Consider the following 19,109-nt stretch of genomic DNA (forward strand, 5'->3'; position numbering starts at 1 on the left):
CATTCTGGGAGATGTTTTCCAACAAAAAAAGAGCCGCTTTACTGCGGCTCTTTTTTAATCATTATTCACCTTTATATGCTTCCATATAAATTTCTTTCAGCTCTGAAATAAGCGGTAACTTTGGATTAGCAGTTGTACATTGATCTTCAAAAGCTCTTTCTGCTAATACTCCAACAACCTCTTCAAATTGCTCTTTATCTACCCCTTGTCCTGCAATACTCATATTAATATTTAAGCTTTTTCCAAGCTCAATAATTGCTTTGACGAGTGATTCCACACCTTCTGCTACTGAGCTTGCTGGCAGCCCGAGCATTCTCGCAATATGTGCATAGCGTTCATCTGCTACAAAGTGCTCATATTTTGGGAACAATGCGTGTTTTCTTGGCTTAATAGCATTATAGCGGACTACATGCGGCATAAGAATTGCATTTGCACGTCCGTGCGGAATATGGAATTCTGGACCAATTTTATGTGCTAAGCTGTGATTAATACCTAGAAAAGCATTTGCAAATGCCATCCCTGCAATTGCAGAAGCGTTATGCATTTTTTCCCGTGCTTCTTCATCATTTCCATCTTTATATGCTCTCGGTAAATATTTGAATACGAGATCAATAGCTTTTAATGCTAATCCATCTGTATAGTCATTTGCCATAACAGACACATACGCCTCAATTGCATGTGTTAAAACATCCATACCAGTATCTGCTGTTACATGTGGTGGTACTGTCATTACAAATTGTGGATCAACAATTGCTACATCTGGTGTTAATTCATAATCTGCGAGCGGATACTTTATATTATTTTTCTTATCTGTAATAACCGCAAATGGTGTCACTTCTGATCCTGTTCCTGATGTTGTTGGAATCGCAACAAACTGCGCCTTATTTCCTAATTCCGGATATTTACATGTACGTTTTCTTATATCTAAAAACTTCTGTTTAATGCCATAGAATGTCGTTTCTGGATGCTCATAGAATAACCACATTCCTTTTGCTGCATCCATAGCTGAACCACCACCAAGTGCGATAATTACATCCGGCTTAAAGCTTCTCATCATTTCCGCACCTTTAAAGACAGTTTCATCTGATGGATCTGGTTCGACCTCAAAGAAAACTTCAATTTTCACATCATTTGCATGCTTGTTTAAATAGTGCGTGACTGTATCCACATAGCCATGTTCAACCATTCCAGGATCCGTTACAATAAATGCACGTGAAATGTTAGGCATATTTGCTAAATACGCTGTAGCATGTTTTTCAAAATAAATTTTTGGTGGCAATTTGAACCACTGCATATTCTTTTTTCTATTTGCCAGCCTTTTTATATTTAATAAATGAGTCGCTGTTACATTTTGGGAAACTGAATTTTTTCCGTAAGAACCACAACCAAGTGTAAGTGATGGAATAAATCCGTTATATATATCCCCTATTCCACCTTGTGATGAAGGTGCATTTACAATGAGACGGCAAGCTTTCATACGTAATCCAAATTGCTTTTGCACTTCTTTATTTGTAGAATGAATAACTGCTGAATGTCCTAAACCACCGAGGTTCAACATTTCTTCGCAATATGTAAATCCTTTTTCTAATGAATTCGCCTTCACACAGGCTAATACTGGGCTCAGTTTCTCACGAGATAACGGGTATGCTGCTCCGATACCTTGAATTTCAGCTACAAGCATTTTTGTATGTTCAGGAACAGTAATCCCAACTAATTCGGCAATATACTGTGCTGATTTCCCTACAATATCACTATTTACTGCACATGTATTCTCATTTATAACGAGCTTTTCTAATTTTTTTCTTTCTTCTTCTGTTACAAAGTAACAATTGTTTTCGATCATTTCTGTTTTAACATCATCATAGATTTCTTTATCGACAATGATTGCTTGTTCCGATGCACAAATCATACCGTTATCAAATGTTTTCGATAAAATTAAATCATTAACAGCTCGTTTTACATGTGCTGATTTTTCTATATAACACGGTACATTACCAGGACCTACACCTAGCGCTGGTTTTCCAGTAGAGTAAGCTGATTTCACCATACCAGCGCCTCCAGTTGCTAGAACGAGTGCCACACCCTCATGGTTCATTAATTGTTTCGTCGCTTCGACAGACGGTCTTTCAATCCATTGAATACAATGTTTTGGTGCACCAGCTTTCATTGCTGCATCATATACGGTTTTCGCTGCTGCCACCGAACAATTTTGTGCAGAAGGATGAAATGCGAAAATAATTGGATTTCTCGTTTTTATCGCAATCAAAGCTTTAAACATTGTTGTCGACGTTGGATTCGTTACTGGTGTTACCCCAGCTACTACACCGACAGGTTCTGCAATTTCTATTATTTCTTCATGAGGATCTTCGTGAATAATTCCTACCGTTTTATCTTGCTTTATACTATGCCAAATATATTCAGTGGCAAAAATATTTTTAATGCATTTGTCTTCATAGACACCACGGCCTGTTTCTTCAACAGCCAATTTTGCAAGTGGCATATGTTGATCAACACCTGCTAATGCCATTTCATGAACAATGTTGTCAATCTGCTCTTGTGTAAAACTTTCTAATGCTTGTAAAGCTTGTTGACCGTTATTTACTAACGTATCAATCATCTCTTTTACCTCTTGCATTTCATTGACAACTTTCTCTTTGACTACCATGTAAATTTCCTCCTATTCTGTTATCACGGTCTTTATAAGTCCCTATAGGTCATAAAAAGTCCCGATTAGCGAAAAAAAATAGAGTTACCGTCCTACATGAATCCCATTGTTTGTGAAACATTTCACAAGTTTACTCGTGAATAACATTTCATGAATTCAATATACATGAAATCATTTCATTTGTGTATGTCTAATTTGTGAAATATTTCACAAATTAACATAATAAAAATGCACTGCTCCACATTAGCAGTGCATTTTTTATTACGCTAGCGCTTGTGCTAAATCTTCAATTAAATCTTCACCATCTTCAATACCGACAGAAATACGAATTAATGTATCTGTAATTCCTAATTCTTTACGGCGATCTGCTGGGATTGATGCATGTGTCATTTGAGATGGGATAGAAATTAAACTTTCTACTGCTCCTAAGCTTTCAGCAAGTGTAAAGTATTGCAGTTTCTCAAGTACTTTATTTAATGTTTCCTCACTATCTACATCAAACGAAATAATAGCACCAAATCCATTTGCTTGTTCTGTTGCTAATTCGTGGTTTTGATGTGATTCAAGACCTGGGTAATATACTTTATTTACTTTTGGATGATTATTTAAGAATTCAGCAATAGCGCGTGAATTCGTTTCATGTTCTTCCATACGAATTCCTAATGTTTTTAAACCGCGAAGTAGTAAGAAGCTATCTTGTGGTCCAAGAATACCTCCTGTTGAGTTTTGTACAAAGTGAAGGTCTTCTGCTAGTTGTGGGCTATTTACCACTACTAGACCTGCAACTACGTCACTATGACCTCCTAAATATTTCGTTGCACTATGAAGTACAATGTCTGCTCCTAAAGAAATCGGCGACTGCCAATATGGCGTCATGAATGTATTATCAATAATTGTTAATAAATCTTTCTCTTTAGCAAGAGTAGATATTTTCTTAATATCAGTAATTTTTAGTAATGGGTTCGTTGGTGTTTCCACATAGATAGCTTTCGTATTTGGACGAATTGCTTCTACAACTTCCTCTAAGTTTGTTGTGTCTACAAATGTATGTTCTATACCGAAGCGGTTTAATACTTTCGTAATAACACGATACGTTCCACCATAAACATCATCTGTTAAAATAACGTGGTCACCTTTTGAGAACAACATAATTGTCGCTGTAATAGCAGCCATTCCAGAACCGAATGCAAATCCAGCATGACCATTTTCTAATACGGCAATCATTTCTTCTAAAGCTGCACGTGTTGGGTTGCCTGTACGTGAATATTCATATCCTTGATGCTTACCAACCGCTTCTTGTTTGTACGTACTTGTTTGATAGATCGGTACGTTTACAGATCCAGTTGAAGGTTCTCCTATGCGAATACCATGAATTAACTTTGTCTTTGCTCTCATTTTTTATTCCCATCCTTTGTATATGTCTTTACTTAAATAGCGCTCACTGCTATCAGGAAAAATGGTTACAATATTTGTACCTGGTGCTGCCTTCTCTGCCTCAAGTAAGCTCGCATGAAATGCTGCTCCTGAAGAGCTCCCAACGAGAAGTCCTTCTTTTTGCGCTAATTCTTTCACTCGTAAAAATGCATTCCGATCAGAAATCGTATGAATTTCATCAAAATAAGATGTCTTCAAAAATGGCGGGATAAATTCCAGTCCAATTCCTTCGGTCTCATGTGAACCAGCCTTACCACCATTTAAAATAGATCCTTCTGGCTCTACGATAACTGTTTTAATATCTATATTTTTTTCTTTCAAATAAGATGCAGTCCCCATAAACGTACCGCCAGTTCCTGCTCCAGCAACAAATATGTTAATCTCTCCATTCAGTGCATCCCAAAGTTCAGGACCTAGTGTTTTGAAATAAGCACGCGGGTTTGCTTCATTCGCAAACTGACTTGGAGAGTATGAATTCGGTATTTCATTTACTAATTCTTTTGCTTTTGCAATTGCACCGGTCATTCCTTGCTCAGTCGGTGTATGCACGACCGTTGCACCTAGTGCTTTCATTAATTCTTGTTTTTCAATACTAAATTTCTCTGGTACACAAACGATAACACGTAAATCATGTTCTAATGCTGCAAGTGCCAGTCCAATACCAGTATTCCCAGCAGTCGGTTCAATAATTGTTCCACCTTGGGTAACAAGCCCTTTTTCTAGCGCATCTTCGATTAATTCTCTTCCTAAACGATCCTTAACGCTTCCGCCTGGGTTATAAAATTCAAGCTTTGCAAATAAGCGGACCCCTTTCGGAAGTGAAAAACGAGTAATTTCTACAATTGGTGTATGACCAATTAACTCATGAACTCCACGATATACATTCATCGTGTTCTCCCCCTTGTTTGCCAATAAAGAAAAGGCAACTGTATGTATTTTCTTTATATGAGACAGTTGCCTTTTTGTTACATTACTTTAACTCTTCTAACACTTTTACGATAAAGTTTGTAGAATGAAGAGCTGCTTGATCTAAAAACTGATCAAATGAAACATTTGATTCTTTACCAGCAATATCAGAAAGTGCGCGAATGATAACAAACGGAACTTCATATTGGTGGCATACTTGTGCGACAGCTGCTGCTTCCATTTCTACCGCATAAAGATTTTCAAATTTATCACGGATGGCTGCAACGCGGTTCGGATCACTCATAAATGAATCGCCTGTTGCAATCATGCCTTTTACAACTTGAATATTTTCTTCAGTTTGCATACATTTCTCAGCTAATGCAACTAACGCCTCATCAGCTTTAAATCCAGGCGGCATTCCTGGTACTTGACCATATTCATAGTTAAATGCTGTTACATCTACGTCATGGTGACGAACTTCAGTGGAAATAACTACATCACCAACGTTTAGAGAATGATGGAATCCACCAGCTGAACCAGTATTAATTACTTTTTCAGGCTTATATTTTTCTAATAAAATTGTCGTTGACATCGCTGCGTTTACTTTACCAATACCAGACTTTAACAAGATTACTTCATGTCCTGCTAATAGTCCTTTCGTAAATTCACAACCTGCAACCGTTTCTGTCTCTGCTTGTTCTAATTTGTCACGTAAAATACGTACTTCTTCTTCCATTGCTCCAATTACAGCAATTCTCAATCTAATCCCTCTTTCTATTGCTTAGTTGCCTCCATTACCCAAACGAAATGATTTAATCTCGTAAACGTTACATGGAAGCCATTGTTTTCAAAAATAGTCTGCATAACTGGAATGCGTGTATAGTATTCCGTTTGCAAATCGTTTGCTAACTGGTGAAAACCTCTTTGTTTTGCTGTTTCAACAGTTTTATCATATGCATCTTGATCTGCAAATATCGTATCAGCAAACACTATTTTACCACCTTTGTTTAGCAATTGACTATACTTCGCAACCGCTACATTTTTTTCATCATCTGTTAAATGATGAAATGCATAGGTGCTTACAATGGTATCAATTGAATTTGGGACTTCAAACGAAAGAAAATCACCTTCTGTAATCGAAAATTCTTTTGGCAATTTCTCTTTTGCAATCATACGCATTTCACGCGACGGTTCTATACCGTAAACTGTGCGGCCAGCAAGTAATAATTTATTTGTTAAATTACCTGTACCGACACCAAATTCTAATACATTACCAAATGACTTGTTAACTACATCCTCTAGAATATCCTCATAATGGGCGAAAACTTCTTTATATTGTATATCTTCGCCTTGTACGAATGAGTCGTACGTATGAGCCCACTCATCAAATAAACCATTAAATTCTGTGCCCATAAAAATTCCCCTTTTTCTTATCGGTTTTATCAGTATGATATTCCCTCTTTCTAAAAATGTCAATTGAAATGTACATGGTATTTCCTTCTTTTCTTTGTTACACTATAGTTGATTACATAGGAGAGGGGCCGTCTTCATGTCATTTACCTTTGAAATGTTAGAAGATAAAGTAGAATTTTTTGAAGCGGGAGACTTAGCTTCTTTAGAACGAAAAATTAGTGAACAAATCGATAATAATAAAGCACTTATGCTTGAAGTTCATCACATCTCACATCAAATGGTTATGGATCCTGAAAGCAAAAGACCGTATTATAGCGCGGTTGTTCATTTTAAATTAAAGAAATTGCGTTAACTAAAAAAGAGAAGCTCCTAAGGAGCTTCTCTTTTTTAGTTTAGAGTTTGAACAAGTACTGGTTTCCAGCCCTCATTGTCTACCCAATCAATATTTACGTAATATCTTTTTCCACTTTGCTTATCTTGAACGTCACCATAAGCTTTACTCTTTCCAGTTTTGTCTCTTCCAACAAAATGGAATACTAATTGCTCCTTCGGCACTTCAATACCTGCAGCAATTGCACTTTGCATCTCATTCCAATCTGATGACCCCTGTTTAAACGTCATCGCTGGTGATGAACCTTGTTCTGTTCCTACAGCTTTCCAAGAAGGTTTTGTATAAGCCTCTTTTGCCTTGGATACAGTTTTTTCAGCTGATACTTTCTCGTTAGCTTTCGCTTCTTCTTCAGCTTTTTTCTTTTCTTCCTCAGCCTTTAACTTCTCTTCTTCAGCTTTTTGCTTAGCTTCTGCTTGCTCTTTTTCTTTTTCTTTTTTCTTAGCAGATTCTTTATCTTCTGATTTTCCAGCTTTCTCATTCTTTGTTGTTTGTTGAGAGACTTTCTTATCAGTAGAAGATGCTTGCTCTTTCGTACTAGGAACGAACAATTGATATGCTACAATAGCTACTAATAGTAATACAATAGCGATTGCAATATTTAAAACACCGTTTTGACGACGTTTTTGTTGTTTCTGTTGGAATCTTGATCCTCCTGCCATTCTCCAAACCTCCATGCAGTTTTTCCTAATTGCTATTGTAACATTAAATCTAGAAAGGTTGAACATTTACAATGATATTTTCATGAAATGAAAACAATTCACTATAAATTGCAAGATTACTTTTCATTCTCCAATTGATAGATTGCTCCTACCATATCTTTAAAAATAGGTGTGACTTTATTCACTTTGTTATCAGTCTCTAGATCAACAACAACTAAAGCATATCTTGGATTCTCATACGGAAAATAACCTGCAAACCAGCGATTCACCCTCGTCCCTTTCCCTGTTTGCGCTGTCCCGGATTTTCCAGCGACACTGAGCGGTAACGAGCGGAATGCCGTTCCTGTTCCTTTCTCCCTTGTTACAACGCCTCTTAATAACTCTTGTAATGTTTTCACTGTTTCATACGAAAGCTGTTTTCCATGTAACGTATGGTTCTCAAATGTAAAAAAATCCGCTCCATTTTTATATACTATTTTTTCAACAGCTTTCACTTCCATCTTTTCTCCATTCCTCGCAATCGTCGCCATCATATTAGCAATTGCTAGAGGTGATATACGTACATCTTTCTGTCCAATCGCTGTTTGCTCTACCGCTTTTTTACTATTTTTGTTTTCTTCATTCCCCCAAATAGTAGTGCCTTTTTCTTCTGGCATTTGCTCGAAATGAGGTGTATGAAATACAGAACCTTTCCATCCGACCTTTTCATTTGCTCCTAAAGCTGCTACGTATGTTTCTAGCACCGTCCTATCCTTTTGTAATAGGTCGTTACCTAACTCGGAAAATGTCCTGTTACAACTCCTAGCAAAGCTCTCTTTGAAGTTAAGTGTACCCATCATAACTTGTGGGTCGTTTTCACCATATAAATCTTTATTACAATTAAATGTCCGATTAAACAAATTTACTTTTTGATCAATGACTGCAGCTGCAACTACTGTTTTAAAAACAGAGCCTGGAAAATGCGGCGTTAACATTTGATTTTCAAGTGTAGTCTTATATAAATTCTTATCTCTTACTTGTAAAGACGGCTTACTGACCATCGCTAATATTTCATTTGTCTTTACATCAAGTAATACTAATCCCCCCTTCTTTATTTCATTTGCTTCAATCACTTCTTCTGCTTTTTGCTGCAACCCTTTATGTAAAGTAGTTTGAATCCTAACGGGGTAAAATGGATTTCCTGGTGAAGTATATTTCGCTTGCTTTCCGAAAATCGGTTCTCCTTGCCGATCTACTTGATACAATACTTTTGCCTCTCCATCAGTCAATAAAAATTCATCAAATGATTGCTGTAATCCTGAAATACCTATCGGCGTTTGTTTTGAAATTTTTTTCACTTCTCCATATCGCTTTTGAAATTCTCTTTCGTTCTCCCCTACATCACCAATTAAATGATTTATCTCCCCAGTTTGTTTTAATCGCACTTCAGCTGCTACAATACCTAATACATCTAATTGATTCACCTTCTCCATCTGCTCTCTTGTCACTCGAAATGGAGCAGTTTCCCCTTGCAGTATAAATGCATTTTTTTTATTTTTCATTTGTCTTCTGATCTCTTGTCTCGACACACCAATGATATGCGCGATTTTCTCTAACATGTCATTTTTTATTTGTAAAAATGGAAAAACAATTAAAACAGGATACTTTTCCTCACCTATTTCTTTACCACTACGATCTATAAACTGCCCACGTCCATCGTCTACTGCAATGGATTGCGTACGTTGCGTAACACTTTTTTCAATTAAATTTATTTTGCGATCAGTAAATGATTCTGTATCTATAATTTGAATTTGAATTAAACGACAAAGCAATAAAAACATAATGCCCATAAAACAAATTAAAACAATTGTAATTCTCCGTTTTATTTTCATAAAAAAACACCTCGTCTGTTATAGTTTGGACGGAGTGTTTCATCTTTTATACAAATAAAAAAATCACTCGTTTTTACACGAGTGATTTTTTTATTATTTTACAGAGACAATCTCTACTTGCATTTCTCCGCCTGGTGTTTGGATTGTTACTTTCTCACCAATTTGCTTACCTAATAAGCTTTTTGCGATTGGAGAATCGTTAGAAATTCTTCCTTCAAATGGATCAGCTTCCGCACTACCTACGATTGTGTACGCTTCTTCATCTCCATTTGGTAATTCTTTAAATGTTACTGTTTTACCTAATGTAACAACAGTAGATACTTCGCCATTATCTTTAATGATAACTGCGTTACGAATCATATTTTCTAATTGTGTAATACGTCCTTCTACGAATGCTTGCTCATCTTTCGCTGCATCGTACTCAGAGTTCTCAGAAAGGTCCCCGAAGCTACGTGCGATTTTAATACGTTCTACTACTTCTTTACGTCTTACTGTTTTTAATTGCTCAAGTTCGTTCTCTAGTTTTTGCTTACCCTCTTGCGTCATAGGGTATGTTTTTTCTGTTGACATATTTTCCACTCCTTTTATATACCAATCCCCCGAAAAAAAGAGGAGTTCCATATGAAAACTCCTCCGCTTCCATTGTTAGCGGAGGTTTCTAGTACCCTTGCACTAGCGGAGTTGTCACATACAACCCCGTATTTCCAATTCTTCTTTATATAAAGAAGATATGTATGGAAAGTTGATATAAATATGCCCTCACCTATATATAGATGAGGTTGCATGTTTCATTGTATTCGATGGGAAGGGAAAAAATCCCTTCCTACCGTATATCTTTTACTATGCTATTACAAATTTACTTTTTGTTCAAGAATTGTTGCAATTTTTGTCACCATAATATCAATTGCAACATGGTTTTGTCCACCTTCAGGGATAATAATATCCGCAAACTTCTTAGAAGGCTCAATAAATTGATTGTGCATTGGACGTACAACAGTTACGTACTGATCAATAACTGAATCCATCGTACGACCGCGCTCTTTAATATCACGCTGCATGCGGCGCAGAATACGAAGGTCAGCATCTGTATCAACGAATAACTTAATGTCCATCAACTCACAAAGACGTGGGTCTTCTAAAATAAGAATTCCTTCTAAAATAATTACATCTTTCGGCTCAACTGGAATAATTTCTTCTGAACGCGTATGCAATGTATAGTCATATACAGGCTTATCAATTTGCTCATATGCAAGCAACTGCTGCAAATGTTCAATTAACAGATCATTATCAAACGCAAGCGGATGATCATAATTTGTTTTTAAACGCTCTTCCATTGGTAAATGGCTTTGATCTTTGTAATAATAATCTTGCTCCAAGATTAAAATGGAATGACCTTTAAAATGGTCAAAAATCGCTTTCGTTACACTTGTTTTTCCTGATCCTGAACCACCAGCGATTCCAATTACAACAGGCTTATTCGTCCCCATTCGACTACCACTCTTTCTTATTGAAGTATGCTTTTGCGCATCATATTATTCACATACACTGGTTGATCCACTTTGAATTTCACGATTTGCAACGGATGTCTCGCTGCATCTAATTCGTTTCCATCCTCATCCCAAATTTTCTCCACCGTCTGCGTAAAGTTTTCTATTTCTGGTCCAAAGAACTCCACTTCATGTCCTGGTTTGAAATGATTACGTTGCTCAAGCGTTACGATGCCCGTTTCTTCATTATAATCTAACACTAAACCAGCAAAATCATACGTTGTTTTCTTACTATGATTTCCAAACATTTGCTCTTGATGTCCTGGAACCCCTTCAAAGAATGCAGGAGCTGTATCACGATTTGCACATTTATCAAGCTCATCTAACCATTCTTGTTTAAACTCAAAGTTATCCGGATCCGCACAATAAGCATCAATTACTTTACGATATACAGTTGCTACAGTCGCTACATAATGGATTGATTTCATACGTCCTTCTACCTTTAAACTATCGATTCCAATTTCAATCATTTTCGGAATTGATAAAATTAAATTTAAATCTTTTGGACTCATCGCAAAGTGAGCATCTTCTTCTTGGAATAGAGGAAGCTCTTTTGCATCTTTATGTTGTGATACTGTTTGAACTAAATCATAATCCCAGCGGCAAGATTGGCAACAACCGCCACGATTAGAGTCACGCGCTGTCATATGGTTACTTAGTGTACATCTTCCTGAATATGCGATACACATTGCACCATGGACGAATGCTTCAATTTCAATATCCACTTTGTCTTTAATTTCTTTCATTTCTTCATAGCTTGCTTCACGAGCTAATACAAGACGATGTAAACCTTCTTCTTTCCAATACTGTGCTGCTTTCCAGTTGGATAGTGATTGCTGTGTGCTTAAATGCACCTCAACAGAAGGCGCTACACGTTTACACGTCTCAATGATAAGCGGATCAGCAACGATAATTCCCGTTACGCCAGCTTTTTCAATCCCTTTTAAATATTCCTCTAGCCCGTCCATATTTTCATTATGTGCGAAAATATTTGTTGTTACATATATTTTCGCTCCATATTTCTTTGCAAATTCAACGCCTTCTGCCATATCTTCCAGCGTAAAGTTACCTGCATTCGAACGAAGACCAAATTCTTGTCCACCTAAATATACAGCATCTGCCCCATAATGGATAGCTACTTTTAATTTTTCTAAGTTACCCGCAGGGATTAACAGTTCAGGTTTCTTCACAATAACGCGCTTGCCATCGATCACTCGTGAAATTTCTTGTACAGTCATTTCCTACACCCTCCTCGTTTAGTAAACCGTTTCTTTAAAGAAGAATCCTGTGTCTAACGGACGATTTACTGGTTGCATTTCTTCTATTTCTTTATATAGAGCATCTTTCACGTCATAATACGCATCACGATCTTCTACGCATAAATCAATCGCTTGACGATATTTCTTCGTTACTTCAATAATGTATTCAGAACTTTTCAGTACACCATCGATTTTTAAGCTGTCAACTTCAGCTTCGATTAGTTCCTCTAATTCATCGATGAAACAAATATCGTTCGGACTCATAATATGAGTACCATTTTCATCTTCATAGATTGGATATTTATTATTACGCTCTGGGTCATATAAGAACATATTCTCTTCATATTTTTTCTTTTCAATGTCAAGATTACGTCCTTGATACTCAAAGTAGTTTCCTACTAATGAACGCTTCGATTGGAACATACAAGTCATACCGTGAATTTGTACTTCTAGTTCCACTTCAGCATTTTCTTTTAAATCAACAATTTCATCTAAGCTCAGCTCACGAGCTAATACAGCACGCTTCGCTCCTCTTTGGCCCCAGTAATTACAAGTGAACCAATTCGTTGCTGTCGTTTCTGTATTCCAGTGCAACTGCATATTTGGCGCTACTTCGCGAACAGCCATTAATACTGCTGGATCTCCGAAAACAATTGCATCTACATTTACTTCATTTAAAAATGAAACGTAATCTGTTAATTCTTCTACTTTATCGTTGTGGAACATAGCGTTCATTGCTACGTATACTTTCACACCATTTTCATGCGCAATCTTCACAGTTTGTTTTACATCTTCACGTGAAAACTCCCCTGCTAAACGTAAACCAAACTTTTGCTCACCGATCATTACCGCATCTGCTCCTGCTTTCGCAAGAAGTTCGATATCCGCCACCGCTCTTGGCGTTACTAACAATTCAGGTTTCTTCATACCTTGGTCACCCTCTCTTTTTACTAACAGCTACTCCATCACCAATTGGGAAAATCGTTGTATCATATCCTTCATGGTTCATAAGCCACTCATTGTACGTCTTAATACGACGGATTAAACCACGTGTACGTCTGTTTTCAATCTTCTCTTTTGTCGTTACAAGACCATGGTACATAACATTATCTGAAATAATTACGCCACCAGGATTTAATAACGGTTCATATAAGTCAAAAAAGCGACGATACTGTCCTTTTGCTGCATCAATAAAAATAACGTCAAATGTCCCGTGTTCTTTTACTTGTTCACCTGTCTCTAACGCATCACCGTAAATAACTGAAATACGATCTGTTACTGGGGAACGTTCTATATATTCAAGTGCTTTTTCATATCGCTCACGATTGCGCTCAACTGTCACAATACGTGAATTTGGAATAGCTTGCATCATACGAATACTAGAATAACCGATTGCTGTTCCAAGTTCTAAAATGCTTTTCGGTCCAATTAAACGTAAAAATTGCAGCATAAATTCCATTCCAAGTCGATCCATAATCGGCACATGATTTTCTGTTGCATATTCTTCCATTTCAAGAATTAATTTATCTTTCGGATCAATAAATGATAATAGGTACTCGTTAACTGCATCCTCCATAAATGGTCCTCCTTATTTACATGGAGAAGTGCCTCTATGACGTCTTTTCCTACATAGAATGCAATAAAAATACAAGCCAGCTTTACCCTTAGCTTGTACGTCCCGTTTTGATATTAAAAACGATTCTTCTGCCAGTTTTTAACCCGATATATTTTACCACAAAAAAGAGGGATGTGCGACTTTTTTCGCTATCCCTCCCCATTTCACTGTTTTTTCGTAATGTATTTTTGCTTTAATGCATTATGCTCTTCTAATGTTTTCGCATAGTACACTTCACCACTTGGTGCAGCTAAGAAATAATAATAATCTGTTTGCGCAGGTTCTAACGCAGCTTCCACTGAATGTTTACCAGAGTTTGCGATCGGCCCTACCGGCAATCCTTTTACAACATACGTATTGTACGGTGAGTTGACCTTTAAGTCTTCGTATAATACACGTTGTTTATGCTTTCCAAGTGCATATAATACCGTTGGATCCGTTTGAAGCGGCATACCTTTTGCTAAACGATTATAAAAGACACTAGCGATCTTTTGACGATCTGTAAAACCAGTTGCCTCTTCTTCAATAAGTGAAGATAATGTTAAAAGCTGATGAACATCCCAGTTCTTCGCTTTCATTTTCGCCTCATTTTGAACAATGATTGCATTTGTTTTCTCAAGCATCGGAATTACAATTTCTTCTAACGTTGTATCTTTCTTATAAAACGAATACGTTGCAGGATATAAATAACCTTCTAATGGGTATTTAATATTACTATCAAAGATTTTATCCGTTAATAACTTCGGATACTTTTGCTGCATTTTTTGAATAAATGCTTTATCGTTTAATTGACGCGTAACATCATCTTTATTCCACTTTAGTTCTGTCGCAATCGTTTCTGCAATTTCAGTTACTTGCGCCCCTTCTTTAATCGTCACTTTATAAAGAGCTGGACGATGCACGTTGCCAGATGACATTTGTTCGATCACATCTTCAGCATTCATTGAAGGGTTTAATAAATATGTACCTGCTTGTAAACTTTTCGATTTAGCCTTTGTATAAAAACTAAAAACTGTACCGTTTTTTACAGCGCCTTTTTCTTCTAAAATTTCTCCAATTTTACTTGTAGATGATCCTTTCGGAATTTCTACTTCAATCTCTTTTTTATTCCCGCTATCAACTGGTCCTAATGCGGATGAAATATACGCATAGACTGAACCACAAACTAAAAGCAGTGCAATAATCGAAAATAAAAAGATGCGTCTACGCTTCTTTTTCACTTGATTCTCTATCAAAACATTTCCTCCTTACTTAATTGTAGACCGTATGTACACCTTTCTATACAGCACGATGTAAAAACGCAACAAATTCACTTATCTTTTTTAATTGGCACTTTATTTTTCTACAATCCGTCTCATTATACTACAAAGACTTACACAGTTTCGACAAAAAATCTTTCATTTTACATATAAATACAAAAAAAGATGGACTGTATGTCGTCCATCTTTTCAGTACTTATTATTCAGCTTCTTGCTCATCAGCAATAGTGTTAAACGTTTCTTGTACCATTTCCCACTCTTCTTCTGATTCGATTGGAAGTAAAACTCCGCCCTCTTCTTCATTTTGCTCATAAGCCATTGCATCATAAATTGGGTCTCCATCTTCATCTACTTCACCGATTGGAGAGAAGATTACGTATGATTTTTTACCAAATTTGTCAGCATCAAAAGTGAAAATAATTTCACATAAATGTTCGTTACCTTTTTCGTCTACAATTGTAATTTGACGTTCTTCCATTTTGGTCACCTCTTATTTTCTATCTAAAAATCCTTGTAAGATTACGACTGCAGCCATCTTATCGATTACTTGTTTTCGCTTCTTACGACTTACATCAGCTGAAATGAGTAGACGTTCCGCTGCCATCGTTGACAAACGCTCGTCCCACATTACAACGTCTAATTGTAACAGCTCTCGTAGGTTTTCTGCAAATTGTTGGCACGCTTCACCACGTGGGCCAATTGTACCATTCATATTTTTAGGTAAACCTACTACTATTTTATCCACATTGTACTGCTTTACTAACTCAGAAATACGATCAAAACCAAAGTGACCTCGTTCTTCGTTAATCTTAATTGTTTCTAATCCTTGTGCTGTCCAGCCCATTTCGTCGCTAATTGCAACTCCGACTGTTTTTGTACCTACATCTAAACCTAATATCCGCATAAACTACTCCTCACGATGATGTTTCAAGTAAGACTTCACAAGCTCTTCAATAATCTCATCACGTTCAAGCTTGCGAACGATGCTACGTGCATCTTTATGGCGAGGTATGTATGCTGGGTCTCCACTTAATAAATAACCGACGATTTGGTTAATCGGATTATAGCCTTTTTCTTGAAGTGCATCATACACAGTTAAAAGTACATCATTTACATGGACACTCTGTTTTTCATCTTGAATGCTAAACTTCATTGTTTTATCAAAACCGTCCATTTCAAGCACCTCACTTATATAGTAAGTATAGGGAGAAGAACTTCTCCTCTCCCTACCATTGTACACTACTATCTCTTTATTTTGAAACAGATTTAACGTACTCTTGTACAAATGCTAAAGCTTCTTCGACTTGAGCTGGGTTTTTACCGCCTGCTTGTGCCATATCAGGACGGCCACCACCGCCACCGCCGCAACGAGAAGCTACTTCTTTCACAAGTTTACCAGCATGGTAACCTTGGCCAATTAAGTCTTTCGTTACACCTGCTAGGATGTTTACTTTATCGTCATTAACAGACGCTAATACAACAACTGCTGACTCTAATTTATTTTTTAGATCATCCATCATCGTACGTAAGTTATTCATATCTGCAACATTTACTTTCGCTGCTAATACATTTACGCCATCAACTGTCATTACAGAATCAGTTAAGTTTCCAGCTTCGATATTGCTTAATTTCGCAGCAAGAGATTCGTTTTCTTTTTGAAGTTGTTTTACTTCGGCAAATAGACCATCAACTCTTGTTAAGATATCTTTCGGATTTGTTTTCATTTTTCCTGCTGCTTCTTTTAATAAACCTACTTGATCGTTCATTAATTCGTATGCAGACTTACCAGTTACTGCTTCAATACGACGAGTTCCTGCACCGATACCAGACTCAGCAACGATTTTGAAAATACCGATAGAAGCTGTATTTTCAACGTGACAACCACCACAAAGCTCTAAGCTGTAATCGCCAACTTGTACAACGCGTACAACATCACCGTATTTTTCACCGAATAATGCCATTGCGCCCATTTCTTTCGCTTCTTCGATTGCTTTTTGAGAAATCTCAACATCAATACTTTCCCAAATTTTCTCGTTTACCATACGCTCAATTTTTTCTAATTCGTCAGCTTGTACTTGACCGAAGTGAGAGAAGTCAAAGCGTAAACGTTCAGAAGTTACAAGAGAACCTGCTTGGTTAACGTGTGTTCCAAGTACATCTTTTAATGCTTGGTGTAGTAAGTGAGTTGCTGTATGATTTTTCACAACGCTACTACGGTTTTTCGTATCGATAATAGCTTTCACAGCCGCATCTTTCGTTAATGTACCTTCTTCAACAACAACTTTGTGTAAGTTTTGACCATTTGGTGCTTTTTGCACGTCTTTTACAAGAACTTTCACGCCATCAGCAAGAAGGTAACCACGGTCTGCAATTTGTCCACCGCTCTCAGCATAGAATGGTGTTACATCAAGCATTAATTGTCCTTCTTCACCAGCTTGTAAGCTGTCTGTGTATTCGCCGTTTTTCACAAGTGCAACAACGTTACTTTCTGTTGCAACTGTACCGTAACCAACGAACTCACTCGCTACTTTAACTTCTCCAAGTACACCGCCTTGAACTTGCATTGAGTCAACGTCTTGACGAGCAGCACGTGCACGCTCACGTTGTTTTTCCATTTCATTTTCGAAGCCTTCTTGGTCAACTGTCATACCAGCTTCTTCTGCATATTCTTCTGTTAATTCGATTGGGAAACCGTATGTGTCATATAGACGGAACGCATCTACTCCAGAAATAACAGTTGTTTTTTCTTCTTTTGCTTTTGTAATAACTTCAGCTAAAATTGCTTCACCATCATGAAGTGTTTCATGGAAACGCTCTTCTTCGTTTTTCACAACTTTCGCAATGAAATCTTTCTTTTCAAGTACTTCTGGATAGAAGTCTTTCATTACTTCTCCAACAACCGGTACTAATTCAAACATGAATGGACGGTTAATGTTTAATTTCTTCGAATAACGAACAGCGCGGCGTAATAAACGACGTAATACATAACCACGGCCTTCGTTAGAAGGAAGAGCACCGTCACCAACAGCAAATGTTACTGTACGGATATGGTCAGCAATTACTTTAAACGCCATATCTTTTTCTAAATCGCCATTACGATATTTCTCACCAGAAATTGATTCTGTTGCACCAATCATCGGCATGAATAGATCTGTATCAAAGTTCGTAGGCACATCTTGAACGATAGATGTCATACGTTCTAGACCCATCCCTGTATCAATGTTTTTCTTAGGAAGTGGTGTATATGAACCATCTGGATTATGATTAAATTGAGAGAATACAAGGTTCCATACTTCTAAGTAACGCTCGTTTTCTCCGCCTGGATATAATTCTGGGTCACTAAAGTCATTACCGTAAGCTTCTCCGCGGTCATAGAAAATCTCTGTATTCGGTCCACTTGGTCCTTCACCGATATCCCAGAAGTTTTCTTCTAAGCGGATAATACGCTCTTTTGGAACGCCCATTTTCTCATTCCAAATTGTGAATGCTTCTTCATCTTCTGGATGGATTGTAACTGATAGTAATTCTTTATCGAATCCGATCCATTTGTCGCTCGTTAAGAATTCCCAAGCCCATGTAATTGCTTCTTCTTTGAAGTAATCACCGATTGAGAAGTTTCCTAACATTTCAAAGAATGTATGGTGACGAGCTGTTTTCCCTACGTTTTCAATATCGTTTGTACGAATTGATTTTTGAGCATTTGTAATACGTGGATTTTGTGGGATTACACGTCCATCAAAATATTTTTTTAATGTTGCTACACCACTATTAATCCATAGAAGAGATGGATCTTCATGTGGAACTAGTGATGCACTAGGTTCTACTGCATGTCCTTTTTCTTGGAAAAAGTCTAAAAACATTTGACGAATTTGTGCGCCTGTTAGTTGTTTCATTGTATTTTCCTCCTTAAATATAAAAAACTCCCGTCCCTATAAAAGGGACGAGAGTTAACTCGCGATACCACCCTAATTATGAATTGATTACAATAACAATCAATTCATCACCTCATGGTGCCGTAACGTGGCAAGACGGCAGTGATTAGCTGCTCTCAGGATTAGCTTTCTGTTACCCTTCATTTAAAGCTTCTTTC

18 protein-coding genes and 1 other annotated feature (1 of these 19 only partly in view) are annotated in these 19,109 nt (G+C 37.1%); of the genes, 1 reads left to right on the forward strand and 17 read right to left on the reverse strand.

Features of this window, described 5'->3' with window-relative positions:
* Positions 1–61: 61 nt before the first annotated feature.
* The 5 genes from adhE to N2V79_RS21465 form a co-directional block, all read right to left on the reverse strand.
* Positions 62–2,665: a bifunctional acetaldehyde-CoA/alcohol dehydrogenase gene (gene adhE, locus N2V79_RS21445; RefSeq protein ID WP_000260463.1), complete on the reverse strand. Its 2,604-nt coding sequence runs from the start codon at positions 2,663–2,665 to the stop codon at positions 62–64.
* Between the two features lie 261 nt (positions 2,666–2,926).
* Positions 2,927–4,060, reverse strand: coding sequence for a bifunctional cystathionine gamma-lyase/homocysteine desulfhydrase (locus N2V79_RS21450; protein WP_001201921.1), 1,134 nt, complete (start codon positions 4,058–4,060; stop codon positions 2,927–2,929).
* Between the two features lie 3 nt (positions 4,061–4,063).
* Positions 4,064–4,987 (reverse strand): O-acetylserine dependent cystathionine beta-synthase, encoded by a 924-nt coding sequence (locus N2V79_RS21455; protein WP_001103877.1) that lies wholly within the window; start codon positions 4,985–4,987, stop codon positions 4,064–4,066.
* A gap of 82 nt (positions 4,988–5,069) precedes the next feature.
* Positions 5,070–5,765 (reverse strand): 5'-methylthioadenosine/S-adenosylhomocysteine nucleosidase, encoded by a 696-nt coding sequence (mtnN, locus tag N2V79_RS21460; protein WP_001217027.1) that lies wholly within the window; start codon positions 5,763–5,765, stop codon positions 5,070–5,072.
* 14 nt (positions 5,766–5,779) lie between these two features.
* Positions 5,780–6,418, reverse strand: coding sequence for a class I SAM-dependent DNA methyltransferase (locus tag N2V79_RS21465; protein ID WP_000536323.1), 639 nt, complete (start codon positions 6,416–6,418; stop codon positions 5,780–5,782).
* Between the two features lie 136 nt (positions 6,419–6,554).
* Here N2V79_RS21465 and N2V79_RS21470 point away from each other — a divergent pair, with 136 nt between their 5' ends.
* Positions 6,555–6,770 carry a YrzA family protein gene (locus N2V79_RS21470; RefSeq protein ID WP_000010984.1) on the forward strand — a complete coding sequence of 72 codons (216 nt, stop codon included), beginning with the start codon at positions 6,555–6,557 and terminating at the stop codon, positions 6,768–6,770.
* A 35-nt stretch (positions 6,771–6,805) separates the two neighbouring features.
* Here the strand turns inward: N2V79_RS21470 and N2V79_RS21475 are convergent, their stop codons facing one another.
* The 12 genes from N2V79_RS21475 to alaS form a co-directional block, all read right to left on the reverse strand.
* The gene (locus N2V79_RS21475) at positions 6,806–7,468 is read right to left on the reverse strand and encodes a YrrS family protein (protein WP_000897094.1); all 663 of its coding nucleotides are present in this window, start codon (positions 7,466–7,468) and stop codon (positions 6,806–6,808) included.
* A gap of 116 nt (positions 7,469–7,584) precedes the next feature.
* On the reverse strand, positions 7,585–9,339 hold the full coding sequence (locus N2V79_RS21480; RefSeq protein ID WP_340720205.1) for a peptidoglycan D,D-transpeptidase FtsI family protein: 1,755 nt from the start codon (positions 9,337–9,339) through the stop codon (positions 7,585–7,587).
* Between the two features lie 93 nt (positions 9,340–9,432).
* Positions 9,433–9,909, reverse strand: a complete 477-nt coding sequence (greA, locus tag N2V79_RS21485; RefSeq protein ID WP_014894880.1) for a transcription elongation factor GreA — start codon at positions 9,907–9,909, stop codon at positions 9,433–9,435.
* 278 nt (positions 9,910–10,187) lie between these two features.
* Positions 10,188–10,826, reverse strand: coding sequence for a uridine kinase (gene udk / locus N2V79_RS21490; RefSeq protein ID WP_000537080.1), 639 nt, complete (start codon positions 10,824–10,826; stop codon positions 10,188–10,190).
* Between the two features lie 17 nt (positions 10,827–10,843).
* Positions 10,844–12,124 carry a peptidase U32 family protein gene (locus N2V79_RS21495; RefSeq protein WP_000217961.1) on the reverse strand — a complete coding sequence of 427 codons (1,281 nt, stop codon included), beginning with the start codon at positions 12,122–12,124 and terminating at the stop codon, positions 10,844–10,846.
* Between the two features lie 18 nt (positions 12,125–12,142).
* Positions 12,143–13,072 carry a peptidase U32 family protein gene (locus N2V79_RS21500; RefSeq protein ID WP_000742793.1) on the reverse strand — a complete coding sequence of 310 codons (930 nt, stop codon included), beginning with the start codon at positions 13,070–13,072 and terminating at the stop codon, positions 12,143–12,145.
* A 7-nt stretch (positions 13,073–13,079) separates the two neighbouring features.
* Positions 13,080–13,721, reverse strand: a complete 642-nt coding sequence (locus tag N2V79_RS21505) for an O-methyltransferase (protein ID WP_000389102.1) — start codon at positions 13,719–13,721, stop codon at positions 13,080–13,082.
* A 203-nt stretch (positions 13,722–13,924) separates the two neighbouring features.
* Positions 13,925–14,995: an endolytic transglycosylase MltG gene (gene mltG / locus N2V79_RS21510; RefSeq protein WP_000572135.1), complete on the reverse strand. Its 1,071-nt coding sequence runs from the start codon at positions 14,993–14,995 to the stop codon at positions 13,925–13,927.
* Between the two features lie 223 nt (positions 14,996–15,218).
* On the reverse strand, positions 15,219–15,497 hold the full coding sequence (locus N2V79_RS21515; protein ID WP_000392730.1) for a DUF1292 domain-containing protein: 279 nt from the start codon (positions 15,495–15,497) through the stop codon (positions 15,219–15,221).
* A 12-nt stretch (positions 15,498–15,509) separates the two neighbouring features.
* Positions 15,510–15,923 carry a Holliday junction resolvase RuvX gene (gene ruvX, locus N2V79_RS21520; protein WP_001221192.1) on the reverse strand — a complete coding sequence of 138 codons (414 nt, stop codon included), beginning with the start codon at positions 15,921–15,923 and terminating at the stop codon, positions 15,510–15,512.
* A 3-nt stretch (positions 15,924–15,926) separates the two neighbouring features.
* Positions 15,927–16,193 (reverse strand): IreB family regulatory phosphoprotein, encoded by a 267-nt coding sequence (locus N2V79_RS21525; RefSeq protein WP_000348591.1) that lies wholly within the window; start codon positions 16,191–16,193, stop codon positions 15,927–15,929.
* A 76-nt stretch (positions 16,194–16,269) separates the two neighbouring features.
* On the reverse strand, positions 16,270–18,912 hold the full coding sequence (gene alaS / locus N2V79_RS21530) for an alanine--tRNA ligase (RefSeq protein WP_340720206.1): 2,643 nt from the start codon (positions 18,910–18,912) through the stop codon (positions 16,270–16,272).
* A gap of 40 nt (positions 18,913–18,952) precedes the next feature.
* Positions 18,953–19,109, reverse strand: a binding site (T-box leader) (it continues 63 nt past the right edge of the window).

The organism is Bacillus sp. CH_70 (assembly GCF_038007045.1).
In the GTDB taxonomy this organism is placed as follows: Bacteria; Bacillota; Bacilli; order Bacillales; family Bacillaceae_G; genus Bacillus_A; species Bacillus_A cereus.